Origin of the sequence: Amnibacterium flavum, from assembly GCF_003097495.1 — a bacterium.
GTDB lineage: Bacteria > Actinomycetota > Actinomycetes > Actinomycetales > Microbacteriaceae > Naasia > Naasia flava.
The window spans coordinates 1,413,041-1,434,261 of record NZ_QEOP01000001.1 but is presented as its reverse complement, the minus strand read 5'-3'; the positions used below and the strand labels follow the sequence as shown (position 1 = coordinate 1,434,261).

Here is a 21,221-nt window from a genome sequence, read left to right as displayed (position 1 = left end):
CGGATCACGGGCGCCGCAGCAGCTCATCGATGTTCAGCTCTCGGCGCCGCCGAACTCAGCGGTGCCGACGATCACGGCACGTGCCGTCGCGTTGAAATTGAGGTTGAAGCCCAGCACCGCGGGCGTCGAATCGGGGTCGATGTCGAGGCGATCGGGCAGCGCGTGGACCGCGATGAAGTAGCGGTGCACGCCGGTGCCCTCGGGCGGCGTCGCACCGATGAAGTGCGGGAGCCGCATCTCGTTGGGCAGCGTCACTGCGCCTTCCGGGATCGCTTCGCCGTCAGGGGACCCGGCGCCGCTCGGCAGGGAGGTGACGCCCACGGGGATGTTGAACACAGCCCAGTGCCAGAAGCCCGACGCCGTGGGCGCATCGGGGTCGTAGACGGTGACGGCGAAGGTCTTCGTGTCGGCGGGGAAGCCCGACCAGCTGAGCTGCGGCGAGACGTCGGAGCCGCCCGCGCTCGCGCCGTACTGATCCGCGAGCAGCGGTGAACCGTCGGCGACGTCCTCGCTCGTCAGGGTGAATCCGGGGAGTTCGGTGAGGCCCTCGTAGGGGTTGTTACCTGTCATCTCCTCAACCTACGACCGGGCCGTGAACCGCGGCTGGGAGATCTCGGAGCGGGGAAGGGGTCAGCGGCCGAGCATCTTCTGCAGCGCGGCGAGCTCGTCCTCAGTGGGCGCCCCTGCGGCTCCCTTGCCGAGCCCGAACCCGCTGCCGCCGGCTGAGGCGGCAGCCGGTGCACCCGACGCTCGCGCCGCATTCTCGGCGGCGCGCTTCGCGGGGTTGCCCGAGCGCGAGCCGGCCTTCTTCGGCTGCTGCTTCTTGCGACCGCCGAAGCCCGCACCGGGCATGGGGCCCATGCCCGGCATCTGCGGCACACCGCCGCGGGCGACCGTCTTCATCATCTTCGCTGCCTGCTCGAAGCGCTGGACGAGCTGATTCACATCGGTGACGGTCATGCCCGAACCGCGCGCGATGCGAAGCCGGCGCGAACCGTTGAGAAGCTTCGGGTTGACCCGCTCGGCCTTGGTCATCGACTGGATGATCGCCTCGGTGCGCACGATCTCGCGCTCGTCGAAGTTGTCGAGCTGGTCGCGCATGCCCTTCGCGCCGGGCAGCATGCCGATCATCTTCTTCAGCGAACCCATGTTGCGCAGCTGCTGCATCTGCTTGAGGAAGTCGTCGAGCGTAAAGGTGTCGGTCGCGAACTTCTCGGCGACCTTGCGCGCCTCCTCCTCGTCGAACGCACCCTGCGCCTGCTCGATGAGGGTGAGGATGTCGCCGAGGTCGAGGATGCGGCTCGCCATGCGGTCGGGGTGGAAGGGCTCGAAGTCGTCGAGCGACTCACCCACCGAGGCGAAGAGGATGGGGCGCCCGGTGACCTGGGCGACCGACAGCGCGGCGCCTCCGCGGGAGTCGCCGTCGAGCTTGGTGAGGACGACACCGGTGAAGTCGACGCCGTCCTGGAAGGCCTTGGCCGTGGCGACGGCGTCCTGACCGATGAGCGAGTCGATGACGAAGAGGACCTCGTCGGGGTCGACCGCCTTGCGGATGTCGGCGGCCTGCTTCATCATCTCGGCGTCGACACCGAGGCGACCGGCGGTGTCGACGATGACGACGTCGTACTGCTTGTCCCGCGCGAACTTGATCGAGTCCTTCGCGACCCTGACCGGGTTGCCCTTGCCGTTGCCGGGCTCGGGTGCGTAGACGTTGGCTCCGGCCTGCTCGCCGACGATCTCGAGCTGGGTGACCGCGTTGGGGCGCTGGAGGTCGGCGGCGACGAGGAGCGGGGTGTGCCCCTCCTTGACGAGCCACTTCGCGAGCTTGCCCGCGAGCGTCGTCTTACCGGCGCCCTGGAGGCCGGCGAGCATGATGACGGTGGGGGGCTGCTTCGCGAACTCGAGGCGGCGCTGCTGGCCGCCGAGGATGCCGACGAGCTCCTCGTTGACGATCTGCACGACCTGCTGGGCCGGGTTCAGAGCCTGGCTCTGGCTCGCCTCGAGCGCGCGCTCGCGGACCTTGCCGGTGAACTGCTTGACGACGTCGAGATTGACGTCGGCCTCGAGGAGGGCCCTGCGGATCTCGCGGACGGTGCCGTCGACGTCCGCTGCGCTGAGTCGACCCTTGCCGCGCAGATTGGCAAGGGACTGGGTGAGCCGGTCGGAGAGCGTGCCGAAAGTCGCCATGATGCAGAAGATTCTACTTTCCGTGTCGGCGGTTGCGCCCCGCCGCTCGCTCTCCGCAGGAAACGGACGGGGATCGCCGGTCGTGCGGGCCTTCGCTTCGCTGCGCTCAGCGGGCGGCCGGGTGCCCGGGTGCCCGCCCGCCCCGCCCGCAGAGCGCAGCGACGCGAAGGACCCGGTCCACACCCGCCCGCAGAGCGCAGCGACGCGAAGGGCCGTCTCCGCAGGCCTCGCCCGGCACCTATGGTGAGCAGCATGCGCATGCTGCCCCTCGGCCGGTCGGGGATCGACGTCTCCGAGTTCCTCTTCGGCGCCGGCGGCATCGGAGGGGTCGGCTCGAGTCGTACCGCGATCGGCAAGGGCCTCACTCTCGATCAGGGTCTCAGTCGGCTCGACGAGGCATGGGAGCGCGGCATCCGGGTGATCGACACCGCCGACTCCTACGCGGCGGGCGACAGCGAGAAGGCGGTCGGCCGCTGGCTCGGCGAGCGGGAACCCGACGGCGCGATCGTCGCCACGAAGGTGGGGGCGCCGATCGAGCACTGGGAGGACCGCGTCGACCTCTCGCCGAAGCACATCGAGCGCCAGCTCACGGTCAGCATCCGGCGCCTCGGCAGGGTCGACCTCTACCTGAGCCACGCACCCGACCCGCAGGTCCCGCTGGCGGCGACCATGAGCGCATTCGCGGAGGCGATCGGCGAGCGCCGCATCAGGGCATGGGGATGCAGCAACGTCACGGTGCGAGACCTCGAGGCGCTTCTCTCGGTCGCGGACAGCGAGGGGCTCCCCCGGCCGGAATGGGTCCAGAACGGTTTCAACCTCGCTCTCCGCGGCGACGAGCGCGATCTGCTCCCCCTCGTGGCCGCCGAGGGGCTCGGCTACACGCCGTACTCACCGCTCGCCGGCGGAGTCCTGTCGGAGAGGTACCTCAAGGGGGCCGAGGTCGTGCCCGGCAGCAGGATCGACGTCGCCCGCGCGTTCTACGCCGACTTCCTGACCGACGCGGCCCTCGCCCGCGTTCAACTTCTCGCCGATCTCGCCCGGGACCTCGACGTGTCGACGGCGGGACTCGCCCTGGCGTGGCTCCGCCGGCACCCCGACGTGACCGCCCCGATCATCTCGCCGCGTACCGAGGCCCAGTGGCAGGCCGTCGACGAAGCCCTCGAACTCGACCTCGGCGAGGAGGAGTTCGAGGCGGCGGGCGCTCTCTTCCCGAGCTGAGCCGCACGCACCTCCACGGCTGTCGGCGGCCGGCAGTAACGTGAAGCCATGACCGTGATCCTGCCCTTCGGGGGCGTGTCCCCTGCGATCGATCCCTCGGCGTTCGTCGCCGAGAACGCGACGATCATCGGGCGGGTGACTCTCGGGCCTCGGTCCAGCGTCTTCTTCGGCGCGGTGCTGAGGGCCGACCGCGACGAGATCGTGCTCGGCGAGGGCAGCAACGTGCAGGACAACGTGGTGCTCCACGGCGACCCGGGCGTCCCGACCCGTATCGGCGCGCGGGTCAGCATCGGACACAGCGCGGTCGTGCACGGCGCCGTCGTCGAGGACGACTGCCTCATCGGCATGGGCGCGACCCTCCTCAACCGGTCGGTGATCGGCACCGGCTCGCTCGTCGCGGCGGGCGCGGTCGTGCTCGAGGACACCGTGATCCCGCCGGGCTCGCTCGTGGCCGGGGTGCCCGCGAAGGTGCGCCGCGAGCTGACCGAGGACGAGCGCGCGGGCATCCGGCGCAATGCCGAGACCTACCTCGAACTGAGCGCGGCGTATCGCGAGGCGGCGGCCGACGGAGAGAGCGCGCTGTGAGGCACGGGATCGTCATCCTGCCGCAGCAGCCGTGGGCCGAGGCGCGCCGGCTGTGGAGCAGCGCCGAGGGGCTCGGCTTCGACTCCGCCTGGACCTACGATCACCTGTCCTGGCGGTCGCTCGCCGGCGAGCCGTGGCATGCCACCATCCCGACCCTCACCGCGGCGGCCACCGTCACCACCGACATCCGGCTCGGCACTTTCGTGGCGTCACCCAACTTCCGGAACCCCGTGCCGTTCGCCAAGGAGCTGGCGACCCTCGACGACATCTCGGGCGGCCGTTTCCAACTGGGCGTCGGGTCGGGGGGAACCGGATTCGACGCCTTCGTGCTCGGTCAAGATGCTCTGACCCCCGGTCAGCGCTCGCGCCGTTTCGCCGAGTTCGTCGAGGTTCTCGACACGTTGCTGCGGCACGAGCCCGAGGGGTCCGACGGCATCTCCTTCGACGGCGAGTGGTTCACGGCGGTTTCGGCGCGCATGGTCGGCGTTCCCGCTCAGCGGCCGCGGCTCCCCCTCCTGATCGCAGCCGAGGGGCCGAAGGGCATCCGCCTGGCCGCCGAGCGAGGCGACGGCTGGATCACGCTGGGCGGAGACGCGGACGACCTGGATGCCTGGTGGCGGGCGGTCGCGGAGCGGATCGACCGACTCGCCGAGGCCGAGCAGGCTGCAGGGAAAAAGGTCGAGCGATACCTCAATCTCGACGCCGCTCCGGTCTTCTCACTGTCGAGCGTCGACGCCTACGAGGATGCCGCGGGCCGCGCCGCCGAACTCGGCTTCGACGAGATCATCGCGCACTGGCCGCGCCGCGACGGCATCTACGCGGGCGACGAAGAGGTTCTGTTCGAGGTCGCTTCGCGCTTCTGAGGTACCCGCTGACGCCCGCGTCGGCCCCCGCACCGCCCGCCCGGCCGGTGCGCACTCGATGAGGAGAGCGATATGACGATCTGGTTCGGCGGCGATTACAACCCCGAGCAGTGGCCGCGCGACGTGTGGGACGAGGACATCGCCCTCATGCTGAGGGCCGGCGTGACCGTCGTCACCGTCGCGGTGTTCTCCTGGGCGTGGCTCGAGCCCGAGGAGGGGAGGTTCGAGTTCGAATGGCTCGACGACGTCCTCGACCGGTTGCACGCCGGTGGCATCGGGGTCGACCTCGCCACCGCCACAGCTTCCCCGCCCCCGTGGGTGGCGCACCGCTACCCCGACACCCTGCCGGTGCTCTCGAACGGCACGGTGCTCTCGGGCGGCAGCCGCCAGCAGTACAGCCCGCACAGCGCGACGTTCCGACGTCTCGCCGAGTCCCTGGTCCGCGCGGTCGTCGACCGCTACTCCGACCATCCCGCAGTCGTCGCGTGGCATGTGAGCAACGAGTACGGCTGTCATCTGAGCCACTGCTACAGCGACGAGGGCGCCGCAGCCTTCCGGATCTGGCTGGAGCGGAGATACGGTTCGATCGAGGCTCTCAACGCGGCGTGGGGCACCACGTTCTGGTCGCAGCGGTACGGCTCGTTCGACGAGGTGTACCCGCCCCGGGATTCGCCGACGTTCATCAATCCGACCCAGCTGATCGACTTCGACCGATTCAGCTCCGACGCCCTGCTCGAACTGTTCCTGATGGAGAAAGCGGTCATCCGCGAGCGCAGCGAACTGCCGGTGACGACCAACTTCATCGGCGCATTCAAGGCGGTCGACTACTGGCGCTGGGCGCGGGAGGTCGATGTCGTCTCCGACGACAGCTACCCCGATCCCGCCGACCCCGACTCCCCCGTGCTCGCCGCCATGAGCCGGGACCTCATGCGATCGCTCCGGGGCGGTCAGCCGTGGATCCTGATGGAGCAGGCGACGAATGCGGTGAACTGGCGGCCCCGCAATGCCCGCAAGACCCCCGGGGTGAACAGGGCGCTCTCGTTGCAGGCGCTCGCCCGCGGTGCCGACGGGATCATGTATTTCCAGTGGCGGCAGTCGACGAGCGGAGCCGAGAAGTTCCACTCCGCGATGCTGCCGCACGGCGGGGCCGACACCCGGATCTTCCGCGAGGTCGAGCAGCTGGGAGCGGAGCTCGGCGCGCTCGCCTGGATCGAAGGCGACACCGTGCGGGCGCAGGTGGCCATCCTGTTCGATTGGGACTCCTGGTGGGCGATCGAGCAGAGGGCGACCCCCACGCAGCTGGCCTATCCCGACCTCGTACGCGACTGGTATCGGGGATTCTGGGATCTCGGGATCACGGTCGACTTCGTTCGGCCGGGCGACGACCTCGGCGCGTATGCGCTCGTCGTCGCCGCGTCGACCTTCGTGCTCGACGACGAGGCCCGCGCGCATCTCGCCGCGGCGGCCGGGAGTTCGCGCCTGCTCGTCACGTTCCAGACGGCCATCCTCGACCGCGACCTGCACATCACGGCCGGCGGCTACCTCGGTGAGCTGCAGCAGACCCTTGGCGTCGTGGTCGAGGAGTTCGCACCGCTCGCCCCGGCCGACCCCCACGGCCTCGGTCAGGGCGAGGCACCCGGCACCGCGATCGATGGCGAGCTGGGTTCGTTCGGGGCGACGCTCTGGCAGGAGATCGTGAGGGTCGTCGATGCCGAGGTGGTGATGAGCTTCGCCGTCGGTGACGCGGCGGGCGAGCCCGCGGTGACGCGCAAGGGCGATGCCTGGTACGTCGCGACCCAGCCCGACCGCGCCGGCATCCGCGCCATCCTGAACGCCGTGCTCGCCGACTCCGGAGTCGAACGCCTGCTCGACGAGCCGGTCGACGGCGTCGAGGCGGTCCGCCGTGGCGATGCGACGTTCGTCATCAACCACCGCGGCGAGGAGCGGACAGCATCCGTCGCCGGCGCGGCCCTCGCCCTCGCGCCGCGAGAGGTGCGGGTGCTGCGCTAGCTAGCCGACGAGGTTCTGCGCGAAGACGTGCGGGGTGAAACCGGTCAGGTCCCCGATCGCCTCGCCCTGCCCGACGAGCTTGATCGGGAGGCCGGTGCGCTCCTGCACCGCGAGCACGAAGCCGCCCTTCGCGGATCCGTCGAGCTTCGTCAGCACGAGGCCCGTGATGCCCGCGACCTCGAGGAACGCATCGGCCTGGGCGAGCCCGTTCTGACCGGTGGTCGCGTCGAGCACCAGCAGCACCTCAGCGATGGGTGCCTGCTTCTCGATGACGCGGCGGATCTTGCCGAGCTCGTCCATCAGGCCCGCCTTGGTCTGGAGTCGACCGGCGGTGTCGATGATGACGATCTCGATGCCCTCGCGCTTGGCGCGTTCGACCGTCTGGAACGCGACGGAGGCGGGGTCCTGGCCGGGGTGCTGCGGGCGCACGATCTCGGCGCCCGCGCGCTCGGCCCAGGTGGCGAGCTGCTCGACTGCCGCGGCGCGGAAGGTGTCGGCCGCCCCGACGACGACGGTCCGTCCGAAGTTGCGGACGAATTTCGCGAACTTGCCGATCGTCGTGGTCTTGCCGACCCCGTTCACGCCGACGACGAGCACGACGGCGGGACGTTCGGTGAGTTTGAGGGTCGGATCGAACTTCGACAGGCGCTCCTCGATGCCCTCTCGGAGCATCCGCTGGAGGTCCTTCGGGTCGGTCGTGCGGTAGCGCTCGACCTTGGCGCGGAGGTCGTCGATGACCTCTTCCGTCACGGTCGGACCGAAGTCGGCGCCGATCAGCGCCGCCTCGAGGTCCTCCCACGTCGACTCGTCGATGGTCGGCTTCGCGAACATGCCGCGAAGAGCGCCCGAAAGGGACCAGGGAGTGCGTGCCACGGAAGTAGAGGCTACCGTCCGCGACAGGATGGGGTGGTGCAGAGCGAACCGTCCATCATCCGACCATCGCTGAGGGCGTACTTCGGCCGCGCGCTCACCGCACCGCCCATCACCTATGTCGTGATCATCCTCTTGATCGCCGCTCTCGTTCTCAGCGGAGTGATCGGCAGCGTCGTGTTCTGGACTGCTGCAGCAGCGAGTCTCGCGGCGGAGATCGCACGCCTGGCCACGAGCGTGTCGCGCGAACGCATCGAGGTGGGCGGGGACGAGTTCCGCGTCCGCGAACGGGGCGGCGCGTGGCGATCGTTCACCGCCGGCGAGGTGGCAGAGGCCGTCGTCGTGCCCCTGCGGCGCCGCGGCGCTCCTCCGTCACGCCTCTACTTGCGCTCCGCGAGCGGAGAACGTCTGCTCGGGATGACGGAGGCGTTCTGGAGAGGCTCGGACCTCGCTGCACTCGCGGACGATCTGCGGGCGCGGGGAGTCGAGGTCGTCGTGCTCGACGACATGGCGGCCCTGCGTCGCGACCATGGGTGGGCGCTCGAGCGCTGGGAGGCGAGAGCGCGCTGGCTGCTTCCCGTCGTCGCTCTAGTACTGGCCGGGGCCCTCGTCGCCGAGCGCCTCCTCAGCTGAGGACTGCGCTGCGCCGAAGTCGGAACTGTCGGCGATCGTCGGCGTGGCGGAGTGCGGTACTCGTCGCCGGCTCGAGACCGCGCCCCGGGCATTCCCCCCCCCCCCCCGCCCCGCGGAGGCGTCGACGATGATGGGGCGGTGAGCAACGGCCTAGGGTCCCCGATCGTCGTCCGCCCGTCGGTCCGCGCATTCCTGCGAGCGACCGTTCCGGGGCGGGCGGCATGGCTCGCATTGGCTGTCGTGTGTATCGCGCTTTTCGTCGTGATCGCGATGTTCCTCTCGAGCGTGACGTTGTGGACCGCGGCCGGCATCGCGCTGGCCGTCGGACTGACGAGCAGCGCCAGCGGTCTGGTTCGCGAACGGATCGGATACGGGGACGGGGAGTACCGGTTCCGGGACAGCCTCGGGCGGGTTCGGGCCCTCGCTGCGATGGAGGTCGAGGAGGCGCTCTTCTTCGAGAGCCGATTCCACACCGACGAGATCTCTCGGGTCGCTCTGAAGCCACGCGACGGCACGCGTCCCCTCCGGCTTCGCGGCGATCTCTGGGAGAGCACCGACCTCTACCTACTGGCCGAGGACATGCAGGCGAAAGGGATCGACACGATCATCATCCGCCCCGAAGTCGATCAGCGCGGAGTACGCGAACAGCATCCTTGGGCGTTCAGCTGGCCCAAGAGGCACCCGCAGGTGCTCACCCAGATCGGAGTCGGCGTCATCTCGGCAGGCGTCCTCATCGAGAAGCTCATCATCCGCTGACGGGCGCGGCTGGGAGAGCCCCCTCAATCGGATCGTGACCTCGAAGCCGCCGAACCGCTCCCCCTAGCGTGGAGGAAACCTCAACGACGGGCGGCGCATGACGGTAGTCGGATTTCAAGGGCAGATCTCGCCACGCGAACGCCCCCAGGCGGAGCAGGCCGAACGGGTCCGGGAGAGGACAGCAGCATGAAGCTCACCGACACGGGCGATCTGTGGTGGAAATCGGCGGTCATCTACTGCCTCGACGTCGAGACCTACAGTGACTGGACCGGAGACGGCCGAGGCGACTTCGTCGGTCTCGCTCACCGGATCGATCACCTCGCCCAGCTGGGGGTGACCTGCCTCTGGCTGATGCCGTTCTATCCGACGCCCGAACGCGACGACGGCTACGACATCACCGACTTCTACGGCGTCGACCGCCGCCTCGGCCATCACGGCGAGTTCGTCGAGGTTCTCCGGATCGCGAACGACCGCGGCATCCGCGTCATCGTCGACCTCGTCGTGAACCACACCTCGGACAAGCACCCCTGGTTCGTCGATGCCCGCTCGAGCAGGGACTCCCCGTTCCGCGACTACTACGTCTGGCGCGACGAGCCTCCCGCCGACCAGCCCGAGAACGTCTTCCCCGATCAGGAGGACGGTGTGTGGACCCTCGACAAGAAGACGAAGCAGTACTACCTGCATAGCTTCTATCGGCAGCAGCCCGACCTCAACGTCACCAATCCCGCCGTCCGTGACGAGATCGCCAAGGTCATCGGGTTCTGGCTGCAGCTCGGCGTCGCCGGTTTCCGGGTCGACGCGGTGCCGTTCCTGCTCGACACCGCAGGGGTCGACGATGCGCACAAGCTGCTCGCCGACCCGCACGACTACCTGCGAGCACTGCGCTCGTTCATGAGTCGGCGCTCGGGCGAGTCCATCCTGCTCGGCGAGGTCAACCTGCCCTACGCCGAACAGCTGCGATTCTTCGGCGGCGCCGAAGGCGGCGAGCTCGACATGCAGTTCGACTTCATCGTGATGCAGCGCATGTACCTCGCCCTCGCGCGCCATGAGGCGGGCCCCCTGATCGAGGCGCTCAAGCAGCGACCGGCGCTGCCCGACGGAGCGCAATGGGCGATCTTCGTCCGAAACCACGACGAACTCACCCTCGACAAGCTGTCCGAGGAGGAGCGCGAGGAGGTGTTCGCCGCCTTCGGCCCCGAACCCGAGATGCAGCTCTACGGGCGGGGACTCCGCCGCCGCCTTCCCCCGATGCTCGACGGCGATCCGCGCCGCATCCGCATGGTCTACAGCCTGCTCTTCGCGCTGCCCGGCACCCCGACGCTGTTCTACGGCGAGGAGATCGGGATGGGCGAGAACCTCGCGATCGAGGGGCGGATGGCGGTCCGCACCCCGATGCAGTGGACGTCCGGCGAGAACGGAGGGTTCTCGACCGCTGCGGCCAAAGACCTCACGGCGGCCGTCACCGAGGGCGGATACGGTCCGCGATTCGTGAACGTCGAGGATCAACAGCACGATCCCGACTCGCTGCTCAGCTTCATCCGGACGCTCGCGCACAGCTACCGGACATCGTTCGAGATCGGCTACGGCGACTTCGCACTGCTCCCCCAGGATGACCCAGGCCTCCTGGTGCACTCGATGACCTGGGACGAGGGCCGTGTCGTCTTCGTGCACAACTTCTCACCGGACCCCGCGACCGTGACGCTGCAGCTCGACGGCGTCGCCCTCTTCGACATCCTCGAGGGACGGCGTGAGGCGATCCCCGAGGGCGGCGCGGCCACCGTCGTGGTTGACGGGTACGGGTATCGGTGGCTGAGGGTTCTCTCCTCCTGAGGCCCGTTGCACCGATCAGGAGATCTGCGCGGATCAGGACGATTCCGCTACGGATCAGGACAAATTCGGGATTTCTCCTGAACGGTGCAACGGAACCTGATCCGTGGAGACGTCAGGAGGCGACGGGTTCGGGTTCGGTGCGCTGGACGCGCTGGCCGACGACGGCGGAGATGCCGTCCTGGCGCATCGAGACGCCGTAGAGCGCGTCGGCGAGCTCCATGGTGCGCTTCTGGTGGGTGATCACGATCAGCTGCGACGAACGGCGGAGGTCCTCGAACACGGTCAGCAGGCGGCCGAGGTTCGCGTCGTCGAGTGCGGCCTCGACCTCGTCCATGATGTAGAACGGGCTGGGCCGCGCCTTGAAGATCGCGATCAGCAGGGCGACCGCCGCGAGCGAGCGCTCACCGCCGGACAGCAGCGACAGGCGCTCGATCTTCTTGCCCGCCGGACGCACCGACACCTCGATGCCTGTGTTCAGCAGGTCGTCGGGTTCCGTCAGCTCGATGCTGCCGCTTCCACCCGGGAACAGCACCGGGAACACCTCGCCGAACGCCGCCTTCGTGTCCTCGAAGGCCTCGAGGAAGATGCGCTGCATCGTCTCGTCGAGCTCGTCGATGATCGTGATCAGGTCGCGGCGCGTGTCGGTCAGGTCGGCGAGCTGGTCGGTCAGGAACTTGTGCCGCTGTTCGAGCGCGGCGAACTCCTCGAGTGCGAGCGGATTGACGCGGCCCAGCTGAGCGAGCCCCCGCTCGGCCTTATCGAGACGCCTCTGCTGCTCGGCGCGGACGAACGGGATGCCGTCGGGCTCGGCGGCGCCCTCCTTCTCCGGCTCCGCGGCGTCGGCGGGGTCGCGCGGCACCGGGATGAGCACGTGCGGACCGTACTCGCGGAGCAGGGTCTCCTCGTCGAGGCCCAGTGCGCCGACGCGTTCGAGCAGCGACGCCACGTGCAGTCTCTTCTCGTAGATCTGCAGCTCGAGTCCGTGCACACTCTCGGTGATCGTGTGCAGACGGGCTCGCAGCTCCGCCTCTCCGCGCCGGATTTCCGTCAGCTCGGTGTTGCGCCGGGCGCGGTCGGCTTCGGCGCGTTCGAGCTCGACGCGGGCCTCGGCGACCGAGGCGCCGACCGCATCGAGCACCGCGGGCAGCGCCTCGGCGACCCGGGTGGCGGAGTCCATCTGCCGACGGCGGATGACGGCCCGGCGAGCGGCCTCCTCCGCGGCGAGCCGCTCGGCCTCGACCTGCCGTTCGAGCTCGGCGATGCGCGCGATCTCGGACCGCACCCGCTCGCGGGCGGTCTCGAGAGACAGACGGGTCTCGACCTCGACCTCGCGGGCCCGTTCGACCGCCGCATTCAGCGGTTCGCGAGCCGACGGGTCGAACAGCGGCCGCGGGGTCGCGGTGACCGCATCGAATTCGGCGCGCGCCGTGCCCGCAGCGGCCTCCGCGTCGGCGACCTGCGCCGCCGAGCCGTCGAGCGTGCGGGCGAGTCGCTCGTGCTCGGCGTCGGCGGCGTCGACCTGCGCGCGCAGGCGGGACAGGGTCTCGGACCGCGCGGCGACCTTCGCGTCGACCTCGCGCAGAGCGGCCAGCGCCGACGAGGACTGCTCGCGGGCCAGAGCATGCTCCGCCCGCTTCTCGTCGAGGGCGGTGCGCGCGGCGGCGATCTCGGACTGCACCTCGTCGAGGCGCGAGGCGGCGCGATCCCGTTCCGCGGTGAGCTCGATCCGGCTGCGCTCGCGGCCGGTGCCGCCGCGGAGGACGTACGGGGTGAGAACCTCGCCGGCCCGCGTGATGACGGTGACGGGAGGGGATGCCCGGCGCGCCCGCTGCCAGACGGCGCGACCCGCGTCGAGGTCGTCGACGAAGACGGTGGAGGCGAGCAGGCTCTCGATGCCGCGCGGACCGCGGACGATCGCGTTCGCCGGGGTTGCCCCGTCGATCTCGCTGGATGCGGCAGCATCCGAGTCGGCGACGACGACCTCGACGCGTCCGAGATCCGCCTCCGTGGCGTGAGCGAGAGCGGCGAGAGCGGCATCGACATCGTCGGCCACGACGGCGTCCGCGAGAGGGCCCAGGGCGGCCGCGACCGCGGACTCCCATCCCTGTTCGACGGTGACCGTGTCGGCGACGAGCCCGCGCACACCCGCGAGGCGGGCTGCGGCGAGCGCGCCGGAGCCGTCCTTCACATCGAGGGCGAGCGAGAGAGCACCGGTCCGGGCGGACAGCGCGTCGCGTTCGCGCTCGGCCCGGTGCAGAGCATCGCGGAGACGCTCCAGCTCGCCCTCGGTCGAGGCGATGGCTGCCTGAGCCTGCTCGTAGACCAGGTCGAGACCGTGCTCGCCCTCGTCGGCCTCGACCGATTCGCTCTCGGCCTGCTCGAGCCGTGCCTGCGCGCTGGCCCGTCGTTCGGCGGCGGAATCGAGCGCGTTCTGCTGACGCAGCACCTCTCCTCGCACGGAGGCGAGTCGCGAGGCGGCCGTGTCGGCTCGACCGCGCAATTGCGACAGCGACAGGTCGTACCGCGAGACCTCGGCGCTCTGCGCCGCGATCGTCTCGTCGACCCGGTCGAGTTCCGCCCTGCTCGACTGCAGCGCGAGCTGCGCTTCGACGAGCGCGGCCTCCGCACCGCCGACCGCGGAGCGCAGGCGTTCGAGTTCCGCCCGGGCGTCCTCGACCATCGCGGAAGTGACGCTGGGGCCCGCGGACGGAGTCTCCTCGACGTTGCCGAGCAGCGCGAGACGCTGATTGGCGAGCGTGTACAGGCTGCGCAGCCGTTCCTGCACCGATTCGAGTCCGAACGCGGTGCGCCGGGCGAGGTCGACCTCGTCACTCGTCTGCGTCGCCTCGATCGCGGCGGCACGCGCACTGCGTTCGTCGAGCTGCTGGCTGAGCACCGAGCGCTCCTCCCCGCGCTCCTGCTCGGTCCGCGTGTACTGCTCGAGTGCCTGGCGCAGATCGGTGACCTCGTCGGCGAGCAGTCGGGCGCGCGCGTCACGGACCTCGGCCTGGATGGTCGCCGCCTCGCGCGCGACCTCGGCCTGCGCGCCCAGCGGTTTCAGCTGGCGGCGGATCTCACCGGCAAGGTCGGAGAGGCGGGTGAGGTTCGTCTGCATCGACTCGAGCTTGCGCTGGGTCTTCTCCTTGCGGCGACGGTGCTTCAGGATGCCGGCGGCCTCCTCGATGAACCCCCGACGCTCCACCGGGCTGGCATGCAGCACGGTGTCGAGCTGCCCCTGGCCGACGATGACGTGCATCTCGCGGCCGAGCCCCGAGTCGGAGAGCAGCTCCTGCACATCGAGGAGGCGGCAGTTCTCGCCGTTGATCGCGTACTCGCTGCCCCCGTTGCGGAAGAGGGTGCGACGGATCGTGACCTCGGAGTACTCGATGGGCAGAGCGCCGTCGCTGTTGTCGATCGTCAGCGTGACCTCGGCCCGACCGAGCGGACCCTTGGTCGCGGTTCCGGCGAAGATGACGTCCTCCATCTTCCCGCCGCGGAGCGTCTTCGCCCCCTGCTCGCCCATGACCCAGGCGAGCGCGTCGACGACGTTGCTCTTGCCCGATCCGTTCGGTCCGACGACGCAGGTGACCCCAGGCTCGAACGCGAACGTCGTCGGCTGCGCGAAGGACTTGAACCCCTTGAGAGTCAAGCTCTTCAGATACACGCGACCTCCGGGAGACTGGGAAGCTCCTAAAGTACCGCGGCGGCCCAGTCCGGCAGGGTCTGCGCCGCGCGGATCGCGACATTGCCGAGCCCGTAGGCGCAGTAGAGGCCCAGCAGGACGGCGGCGACCGTCTCACGAGCCGAGCCGGCCTTGCCGAGGATCGGGAACGCGATGTACCCGTTGCGCTTCCAGATGTCGTTCAGCACGTTGGTGCGGGCCCACCACCTCGGCGGTTTGATCGTGATCGGCCACAGCGGACCGGGGATGCCGCCGATGGTGAGCGCGTCGCCGACGAGGTGGGCGATGTAGCCGATGGCGATGGCGAGCGGGAACCAGATGCTCGAGTCGGGTGCGAAGAAGAACACCACGGCGGCGGAGAGCAGTCCGAGCGCCCACGCGGTCGTCCAGTGCCGCACCAGGTCGCGCGCCTTGGCGGCGAAGGTGATCAGCGCGACCGTCGCGATCGCCGGCCCGATCGGGGTCGGCCCGATCTCGGGGATGTCCATGTGCCACTGGCCGATGGCGACCGCCGCGACCGTCACGAGGGCGGCGGCGAGCAGAGTGTGGGCGCCGTGACGGTGCCCGCCGCTGACATCGCCGATCGTCCCCGTGACGAGGGGTCCGAGGACCGGGACCGCATGGGCGATGGTGGCGCTCTTGTGATCGGCGTCGGGCAGCAGTGCGGCGCCGGCGCTGACCATGGCGCCTGCGATGACGCCCGCGGAGGTGAGCGGCAGGATGTCGGTGCCGAGCGCGGGCAACGCCGCGGTGACCGCGAGCCAGGCCGCGGTGCCGCTCGTGGCGTGCGTGAATCCCATCACCCCTCCATCGTCACCCTGGCCTCCGCGCCGTCGGGGATGCCGCGCCGCACCCACCCGTGGAGGTCGAGCAGCGCGACGCGCCGGCGTCGCGTTCACCGCACACGGCGGCTCGCGAAGCGGGACCGCAGGACCCGGAGGCGCGCCCCTGTCAGCGCGCCCGGGTATCCTCGTCTCGATGTCTGGGGGCGGCGCACGGAGCACGGGTGCGCGCCGGCCGGGGTCTCGACCGAGAACCCCATCCACCCCGGTCAGGCGCACCGCGGGGCGCTCCTCGGCGGCTCGGAAGCGCCGCACACGCCGCATGCGGGTTCAGGCGCTTCCGCTCAGCATCGCACTGGGCCTCCTCCTCGTCGCCGTCCTCGCGGTGGGGGTCATCACCACTCAGAACGTGCTGAAGGCGGGCGACCTCTCGCTGACCTGCGCGGGCGGCGAAGGCGTTGCCGGATCCGTCGACACGACCGACGCCCGCATCGCCGGCTACTCCGGCGAGCAGCTGACGAATGCCGCCCACATCATCGATGCCGGAATCGCGATGGGGCTCCCCCGCGACGCGCAGGAGATCGCGGTCATGACCGCCATGGGCGAGTCGGCGCTGCAGATCCTCGACTACGGCGACACTGCAGGCCCCGACAGCCGCGGCCTCTTCCAGCAGCGGGGCAGCGGCGCGTGGGGCAGCTACGAGGACCGGATGGATCCGGTCATCAGCGCCACCAACTTCTATCGTGCACTGACGAACAACGTCCCGGAATGGCCGTCACTCGCACCATCCGATGCGGCGCACCGGGTGCAGCGCAACGCCGATCCTCGGCACTACGAGCGCTGGGAGTCGGCGGCAGACGAGGTCGTACTCACCCTCACCGCGCAGGCGCAGACCTGCACCTCCACCGAGGGCTGACGGTCAGCGCGTCGCCGCGACTCGCGGGAGGCGCTGGCAGAACGGGCAGAAGTGGCTCGACCGGTTCATGAAGTTGGCGCGCGCGATCGGCCGACCGCACCGGGCGCAGGGCAGACCCTGCTGACCGTAGGCGTTGAGTCGCTGCGAGAAGTACCCGGATGCCCCGTTGACGTTGACGTACTGGGCGTCGAAGCTCGTGCCGCCGTCTTCGAGCGCGCGGGCGAGCACGAAGCGCAGCTCGGCGAGGAGCGTGCCGGCCCGGGCCCGCGAGAGCGACGCGGTGGGCGTCTCGTAATGGATCTTCGACGCCCACAGCGCCTCGTCGGCGTAGATGTTGCCGATTCCGCTCACGAGCGTCTGGTCGAGAAGGGCTCGCTTGATGCCGGTCTGACGGCGGGCGAGGGCCGCGAAGAACAGTCGGTCGTCGAAAGCCGGGTCCAGCGGATCCCGCGCGATGTGCGAGACCTGCCCGGGGATGCGCGGGTCGTCCGAGCCGAAGCCGGCGGGGCGGCCGTCGCCGGGTGCCAGGTCGTCGATCGCCATCGAACCGAAGATCCGCTGGTCCACGAACGCGAGACTGAGCGGTCCGTGCTCGGGAGAGTCGACCTCGAGCCGGATGCGGAGGAGCCGGTCGTCGTCGGCGTCGGGGGTGCGCAGCAGCACCTGCCCGCTCATGCCGAGATGGACCACGAGAGCGCGCTCGGAGTCGTCGAGCGGAAGCCACAGGAACTTGCCGCGGCGCATGGCCGACGAGAAGCGGGATCCGACGAGTTCGTCGGCGAAGCTCTCGGCAGGGCCGAGATGGCGGCGCAGCGACCGCGAGTCGAGCACTCGCACGGCGCGAACGGTCGACCCGGCGATGACGGGGGCGAGACCGGCGCGTACCGTCTCGACTTCGGGGAGTTCAGGCATGAGTCCTGCGGGTCACCGGATCTCGCGGAGAGGCGGGACCCGAGTCACTTGGCGGCGGTCGCGCTCGCGGCGCGGCCCCGCGTCTTCGTGAGAGCGGTGCACGCGGCGAGGGCGGCGATCATCTCGGCCTGCTTCTTGCTCGAACCGACGCCGGTCTCGGTGACCAGGTTGCCGACCGTGACGGTCGCGGTGAACACCCGGGCGTGGTCGGGTCCAGACGGGGCGACGACGTAGACGGGCACTCCGGCACCGCGGCGAGCGGCGATCTCCTGCAGCGTCGTCTTCGGATCGAGGGCGGCACCGAGGCGATCGGGGTCGTCGACCAGAGGGCGCACGAGCCGCAGAACGAGCTGCTCGGCGGCTTCGCTGCCGGCGCTGAGGAACGTCGCGCCGAACACGGCCTCGAGGGTGTCGGCGAGGATCGACGATTTGTCGGCGCCACCGGTCTGCATCTCGCCCTTGCCGAGCAGGATGTGCTCGCCGAGGCCGATGGTGCGCGCGATCTCAGCGAGCGCGACGGTCGAGACGAGGCCGGCGCGCCGCTTGGCGAGCTCGCCCTCGTCGAGACCGGGGTTCTCGAGGTAGAGCATCACCGTCACGGCGCGCCCGAGGATCGAGTCCCCGAGGAACTCGAGGCGCTCGTTGTGCGGGAGGCCGCCGTTCTCGTACGCGTACGAGCGGTGCGTGAGTGCCAGCTGAAGCAGCTCGGGCTCGATGTCGAGTCCGAGAGCTTCGAGCAGGCGCGGAGAGGTGCCGGTCACGGCAGTCACCGCTCGCCGATCAGACGTCGGCGACCTTACGGCCCTTGTACTCGAAGAACAGCGGGGTGCCCGCGGAGTCTTCGACGATCTTGGCGCGGTGGGGAAGGCTGTAGACGACCTTGCCGCCTTCGACGGTCTTCACCAGGGTCGGCACTTCGGCCTTCCACTGCGAGCGGCGGGCGTGCGTGTTCGCACGTGACTTCTTCCGCTTGGGAACAGCCATGGCTTATCTCTCTTCTCTAGGAACGTCTGTTTGCTCGCGCAGCTGACCGAGCGCTGCCCATCGCTCATCGAGCGGGGCTTCTGCCTCGTCATCAGCGAGCACCAGAGTGATTCCGTCAGCGAGCTCGACTTCTTCGGGCTCTCCGGGCATCTCCGGCTGGAACGGCAGTGAAAGCACCACCGCATCCCGGACTACTTGTTCAAGATCCACGTGGTCGCCTTGAACCTCGTAGTCAAAAGGATCCTCAGAAGGATACGCGAAAAGCTCCTGGAAATCGACTTCGAGGGGCAGCTCGAAGTCGGTCAGGGTCCGAGCGCTCTGCGCATCGGCGACGGTCGACACCTCTCCGGAGATGAGGATGCCCTCGTGGATCACCTCGAGACGCAGGTGGATGCTGATCTCTCGACCGACGGGCACCCATGCCAGGCCCTCGCCGAGCTTCTCGGGGTTGTCGAACACGAGGTCGCGTTCGCGCTGCTCGCCGGGCTGGCGCAGCAGGTCGCGGACGTTGATGAGGTACGGGTTCTTATCGGCCACGGCAGGAAAGCCTAGTTGCGTTGCGGGCTCCCGGCGCCGCAGGGGCGTTCATTCGGCGGCGGGCTCGGCCAGTCCCGGCGTCGCCCCGAGGATGCGGGCGGTGTACGTGGTCGGAATCAGATTGCCGAGGCTCAGCATCGTCTCGATGCGCAGGACGTTCGGGATCTGCCACAGGCGGTCGAGCAGCAGCTCGCGCAGGTGGCCGTGGTTGCTCAGCCGGAAGCGGGCCAGGAGGTCGTACTGCCCGGTGATGACGGTCAGCTCCTCGAGCTCGGGGATCTGCCGGAACGCGGCGATCGTCGGCTCGAGATCCCCGCCCGCTTCGAGGGTGATCGGCATGTAGACGACGACATCGAATCCGAGCCGGTCCCAGTCGACCTCGATCCCGTAGTGCTTGATGACGCCGAGCCGTTCGAGGCGGGCGAGCCGCTCCGCGACGGCAGGAGCCGACATGTTCACCTCACGGGCGAGAGCACGCTGGGACAGTCGCGAATCGCCCGCCAGTGCACGCAGAAGCGCCATGTCGGTCTCATCGAGCGTGATCGGCTCGTGCGGCCTCTCGACGGCACCGACCAGTGCGGCCATCGGGCTTCGTTTCGCCACTGACGTCCCCTTCCTTGGAGTTTCCCCCGTGCGTGCTGTGCGCTGAGGCTATACCGGCCACCGAGCGGGCCATTCCGACTCGGCGATGATGCGGGGGAATCCGGGCATGGCGACCTCGGGAATGAGGTAGCGAGCGACGTGCTGCTCGAGGTCGACACCGCCGTCGGGCGGGACGACGAAGGCGTGGGACAGCCCGGCCTCGGCCCAGCCGAGTACGGTCGCCCGATCGGCGTCGAGATCGCCCGAGACGGGCACCCGCGCCAGCGAGAGGGTTTCGACGTCGCGTGCGACGAGGGCTTCCGGGCTGTCGACGAAGTACGGCAGTCCGCGACCGAGGGCGAGCGCGGGACCCAGCGCGCCGCTCAGCCAGACGGGCATCTGCAGCTGCGCGGGCAGCGGGGTGACGGCGACGGACTCGGGCGAGTTCTCACCGTGGATGCCGGCGGGCACCGTCCACCGCGCACCGCGATGGCGCACCCAGCGACCGGACCACGACGCGCGCAGGAGCGCCAGATCCTCCTCGGCCTCCTCGAGCTTCAGACCTCCGGGGTCGACGAGCGCTACGACGCGTCCGCTGGAGATGTGGTCGACGACGGAGATCTCCTCGGCGAGCGTCACCGGATGCTCGACGCCGAGCAGGACGGTCACGACGATGCGGGTGTCGCGGGTCACGGCCGCGATGGCGGACGCGAGCGCGATACCCGCCCCGAGCGGCCCGGGCGGGACGAGGACGGCCGGTATTCCGAGCCTGTCGGCCTCAGCGGCGGTCTCGACGCCGTCACCGTCGGCGAGTGCGAGTCCGATCCTCACGCGGCCTTCACCCCTTCCATGGCGGGCACGACCTGATCGGCCATCCTGCCGAGCATCGCCCGGATCGCCTCGGACGAGGCTCCCTCGAGTCCGACGCGGAGCACGACGGTGTCGACTCCCGCATCCGCGACCTCGTGGAGGCCGTCGATGACATAGCCCGCCGGCCCCGCGATGGTGGTCGCGACGGCGTCGGCGATCGCCTTGTCGGCGTCGCGCCGGAAGTCCATGGTGGGCGTGGAGTCACGGGCGGCGACGCTCCAGCCGAGTCCCGCGTAGAGCACGTAGCTGGCGCGCTGCCAGTCGAGCGCGGCCGCCTTCTCCGCGGGGTCGTCGGTCATCCAGACATTGCGCAGGGCGGCGACGGTGGGGCGCGCTCCCCCGGGCCGGCCGGCGTCCTCCCACCCGGCGCGGTGCGCCTGGGCCAGCTCGCGGACGAGGCTCAACGGGTTGGCGCCGCTCAGCAGGATGCCCTGCCCGCGTGCTCCGGCGCGGGCGACGGCTTTAGGCGTCGCCGATCCCGCCCAGACGGTTCCGCCGTGCGGGACGACGCGCTCGGTCATGAGGCGCATGCCCTCGCGATGGCGGGCCACGCGTTCGGTGCGGGGAACGCCCTTGCCGTCGAATTCGGTGTCGCGGTAGCCGAGGCCCAGCCCGACGTCGAGTCGGCCCGCGTAGCGTTCCGCGATGACACCGGCGAGGGTGGAGGCGCGTTCCGCATCCTGCAGGGGCATGAGCATCATGCCCGTGCCGAGGCGCAGGGTGCTCGTCACCTGCAGCGCGGCGGCGGCGGCCGGAAGCAGCGCGGGGCTGTAGCCGTCGTAGAAGAAGTGGTGCTCGCTGAGCCAGAGCGACTCGTAGCCGTACGCCTCGATCGCCCGCGCGTCCTCGAGCAGTCCGCGGTAGGCCGCCGAGTGATGGCGGGGAGAGGTGGCCGTGGCCTGGAGACACCAGAGCCCAGCGCCGAACTTCATTTTCAGATTCCTCCGGTGGTTTGCGGACGTAAGGACTCTAGGTGTCTCACGTTACAAACGCGTTAAGTCCGT

20 protein-coding genes are annotated in these 21,221 nt (G+C 69.9%); 8 read left to right on the top strand and 12 right to left on the bottom strand.

Annotated elements, in window-relative coordinates; genetic code table 11:
- Positions 1 to 33: 33 nt before the first annotated feature.
- Together DDQ50_RS06625 and ffh are read right to left on the bottom strand one after the other, a co-directional pair.
- Positions 34 to 570 carry a YbhB/YbcL family Raf kinase inhibitor-like protein gene (locus tag DDQ50_RS06625; protein ID WP_116755844.1) on the bottom strand — a complete coding sequence of 179 codons (537 nt, stop codon included), beginning with the start codon at positions 568 to 570 and terminating at the stop codon, positions 34 to 36.
- Between the two features lie 60 nt (positions 571 to 630).
- Complete coding sequence (gene ffh, locus DDQ50_RS06620) at positions 631 to 2,187, bottom strand: signal recognition particle protein (protein WP_116755843.1); 1,557 nt, start codon at positions 2,185 to 2,187, stop codon at positions 631 to 633.
- A gap of 252 nt (positions 2,188 to 2,439) precedes the next feature.
- Here ffh and DDQ50_RS06615 point away from each other — a divergent pair, with 252 nt between their 5' ends.
- From DDQ50_RS06615 to DDQ50_RS06600, 4 genes are all read left to right on the top strand, one after another.
- Positions 2,440 to 3,405, top strand: a complete 966-nt coding sequence (locus tag DDQ50_RS06615) for an aldo/keto reductase (protein ID WP_165829725.1) — start codon at positions 2,440 to 2,442, stop codon at positions 3,403 to 3,405.
- 48 nt (positions 3,406 to 3,453) lie between these two features.
- Complete coding sequence (locus DDQ50_RS06610; RefSeq protein ID WP_116755841.1) at positions 3,454 to 3,990, top strand: gamma carbonic anhydrase family protein; 537 nt, start codon at positions 3,454 to 3,456, stop codon at positions 3,988 to 3,990.
- Positions 3,987 to 4,853, top strand: coding sequence for an LLM class flavin-dependent oxidoreductase (locus DDQ50_RS06605; RefSeq protein WP_116755840.1), 867 nt, complete (start codon positions 3,987 to 3,989; stop codon positions 4,851 to 4,853). The genes DDQ50_RS06610 and DDQ50_RS06605 overlap by 4 nt, the downstream gene beginning before the upstream one ends.
- A 72-nt stretch (positions 4,854 to 4,925) precedes the next feature.
- Complete coding sequence (locus tag DDQ50_RS06600) at positions 4,926 to 6,863, top strand: beta-galactosidase (protein WP_116755839.1); 1,938 nt, start codon at positions 4,926 to 4,928, stop codon at positions 6,861 to 6,863.
- Here DDQ50_RS06600 and ftsY read toward each other — a convergent pair whose 3' ends face one another.
- Positions 6,864 to 7,736, bottom strand: a complete 873-nt coding sequence (ftsY, locus tag DDQ50_RS06595; RefSeq protein ID WP_116755838.1) for a signal recognition particle-docking protein FtsY — start codon at positions 7,734 to 7,736, stop codon at positions 6,864 to 6,866.
- A 36-nt stretch (positions 7,737 to 7,772) separates the two neighbouring features.
- Here ftsY and DDQ50_RS06590 point away from each other — a divergent pair, with 36 nt between their 5' ends.
- The 3 genes from DDQ50_RS06590 (at position 7,773) to DDQ50_RS06580 (ending at position 10,952) form a co-directional block, all read left to right on the top strand.
- On the top strand, positions 7,773 to 8,366 hold the full coding sequence (locus DDQ50_RS06590; RefSeq protein WP_133245926.1) for a hypothetical protein: 594 nt from the start codon (positions 7,773 to 7,775) through the stop codon (positions 8,364 to 8,366).
- Between the two features lie 138 nt (positions 8,367 to 8,504).
- Entirely contained in the window at positions 8,505 to 9,122 is a 618-nt protein-coding gene (locus tag DDQ50_RS06585) for a hypothetical protein (RefSeq protein WP_116755836.1), read from the top strand.
- Between the two features lie 186 nt (positions 9,123 to 9,308).
- Positions 9,309 to 10,952 (top strand): alpha-amylase family protein, encoded by a 1,644-nt coding sequence (locus DDQ50_RS06580; protein WP_116755835.1) that lies wholly within the window; start codon positions 9,309 to 9,311, stop codon positions 10,950 to 10,952.
- Positions 10,953 to 11,064: 112 nt separating this feature from the next.
- On the opposite strand, the gene smc is transcribed toward DDQ50_RS06580, so the two are convergent.
- Together smc and DDQ50_RS06570 are read right to left on the bottom strand one after the other, a co-directional pair.
- On the bottom strand, positions 11,065 to 14,616 hold the full coding sequence (smc, locus tag DDQ50_RS06575) for a chromosome segregation protein SMC (RefSeq protein ID WP_116755834.1): 3,552 nt from the start codon (positions 14,614 to 14,616) through the stop codon (positions 11,065 to 11,067).
- Between the two features lie 26 nt (positions 14,617 to 14,642).
- Positions 14,643 to 15,434: a metal-dependent hydrolase gene (locus tag DDQ50_RS06570; RefSeq protein WP_165829724.1), complete on the bottom strand. Its 792-nt coding sequence runs from the start codon at positions 15,432 to 15,434 to the stop codon at positions 14,643 to 14,645.
- A 304-nt stretch (positions 15,435 to 15,738) separates the two neighbouring features.
- On the opposite strand from DDQ50_RS06570, the gene DDQ50_RS06565 reads away from it, so the two are divergent.
- On the top strand, positions 15,739 to 16,332 hold the full coding sequence (locus DDQ50_RS06565; protein WP_116755832.1) for a hypothetical protein: 594 nt from the start codon (positions 15,739 to 15,741) through the stop codon (positions 16,330 to 16,332).
- Between the two features lie 3 nt (positions 16,333 to 16,335).
- On the opposite strand, the gene mutM is transcribed toward DDQ50_RS06565, so the two are convergent.
- Genes mutM through DDQ50_RS06530 form a run of 7 tightly spaced genes read right to left on the bottom strand, consistent with a single transcriptional unit; the run spans position 16,336 to position 21,149 of the window.
- Entirely contained in the window at positions 16,336 to 17,244 is a 909-nt protein-coding gene (mutM, locus tag DDQ50_RS06560; protein ID WP_116755831.1) for a bifunctional DNA-formamidopyrimidine glycosylase/DNA-(apurinic or apyrimidinic site) lyase, read from the bottom strand.
- Positions 17,245 to 17,288: 44 nt separating this feature from the next.
- Complete coding sequence (gene rnc, locus DDQ50_RS06555; RefSeq protein WP_240614255.1) at positions 17,289 to 18,005, bottom strand: ribonuclease III; 717 nt, start codon at positions 18,003 to 18,005, stop codon at positions 17,289 to 17,291.
- Between the two features lie 19 nt (positions 18,006 to 18,024).
- Complete coding sequence (rpmF, locus tag DDQ50_RS06550) at positions 18,025 to 18,228, bottom strand: 50S ribosomal protein L32 (RefSeq protein ID WP_116755829.1); 204 nt, start codon at positions 18,226 to 18,228, stop codon at positions 18,025 to 18,027.
- Positions 18,229 to 18,231: 3 nt separating this feature from the next.
- Positions 18,232 to 18,765 (bottom strand): YceD family protein, encoded by a 534-nt coding sequence (locus tag DDQ50_RS06545; protein ID WP_116755828.1) that lies wholly within the window; start codon positions 18,763 to 18,765, stop codon positions 18,232 to 18,234.
- 48 nt (positions 18,766 to 18,813) lie between these two features.
- The gene (locus tag DDQ50_RS06540) at positions 18,814 to 19,368 is read right to left on the bottom strand and encodes an Lrp/AsnC family transcriptional regulator (RefSeq protein ID WP_165829723.1); all 555 of its coding nucleotides are present in this window, start codon (positions 19,366 to 19,368) and stop codon (positions 18,814 to 18,816) included.
- A gap of 48 nt (positions 19,369 to 19,416) precedes the next feature.
- Complete coding sequence (locus tag DDQ50_RS06535) at positions 19,417 to 20,178, bottom strand: LLM class flavin-dependent oxidoreductase (protein WP_116755826.1); 762 nt, start codon at positions 20,176 to 20,178, stop codon at positions 19,417 to 19,419.
- Positions 20,175 to 21,149, bottom strand: a complete 975-nt coding sequence (locus DDQ50_RS06530) for an LLM class flavin-dependent oxidoreductase (RefSeq protein ID WP_116755825.1) — start codon at positions 21,147 to 21,149, stop codon at positions 20,175 to 20,177. The genes DDQ50_RS06535 and DDQ50_RS06530 overlap by 4 nt, the downstream gene beginning before the upstream one ends.
- Positions 21,150 to 21,221: the final 72 nt, after the last annotated feature.

Excerpts from the sequence above, each read along its gene's own strand:
- DDQ50_RS06625 (WP_116755844.1), bottom strand. The coding sequence starts at position 570 with ATGACAGGTAACAACCCCTACGAGGGCCTCACCGAACTCCCCGGATTC.
- ffh (WP_116755843.1), bottom strand. The coding sequence starts at position 2,187 with ATGGCGACTTTCGGCACGCTCTCCGACCGGCTCACCCAGTCCCTTGCC.
- DDQ50_RS06615 (WP_165829725.1), top strand. The coding sequence starts at position 2,440 with ATGCGCATGCTGCCCCTCGGCCGGTCGGGGATCGACGTCTCCGAGTTC.
- DDQ50_RS06610 (WP_116755841.1), top strand. The coding sequence starts at position 3,454 with ATGACCGTGATCCTGCCCTTCGGGGGCGTGTCCCCTGCGATCGATCCC.
- DDQ50_RS06600 (WP_116755839.1), top strand. The coding sequence starts at position 4,926 with ATGACGATCTGGTTCGGCGGCGATTACAACCCCGAGCAGTGGCCGCGC.
- DDQ50_RS06580 (WP_116755835.1), top strand. The coding sequence starts at position 9,309 with ATGAAGCTCACCGACACGGGCGATCTGTGGTGGAAATCGGCGGTCATC.
- DDQ50_RS06570 (WP_165829724.1), bottom strand. The coding sequence starts at position 15,434 with ATGGGATTCACGCACGCCACGAGCGGCACCGCGGCCTGGCTCGCGGTC.
- DDQ50_RS06565 (WP_116755832.1), top strand. The coding sequence starts at position 15,739 with ATGCGGGTTCAGGCGCTTCCGCTCAGCATCGCACTGGGCCTCCTCCTC.
- mutM (WP_116755831.1), bottom strand. The coding sequence starts at position 17,244 with ATGCCTGAACTCCCCGAAGTCGAGACGGTACGCGCCGGTCTCGCCCCC.
- rpmF (WP_116755829.1), bottom strand. The coding sequence starts at position 18,228 with ATGGCTGTTCCCAAGCGGAAGAAGTCACGTGCGAACACGCACGCCCGC.
- DDQ50_RS06530 (WP_116755825.1), bottom strand. The coding sequence starts at position 21,149 with ATGAAGTTCGGCGCTGGGCTCTGGTGTCTCCAGGCCACGGCCACCTCT.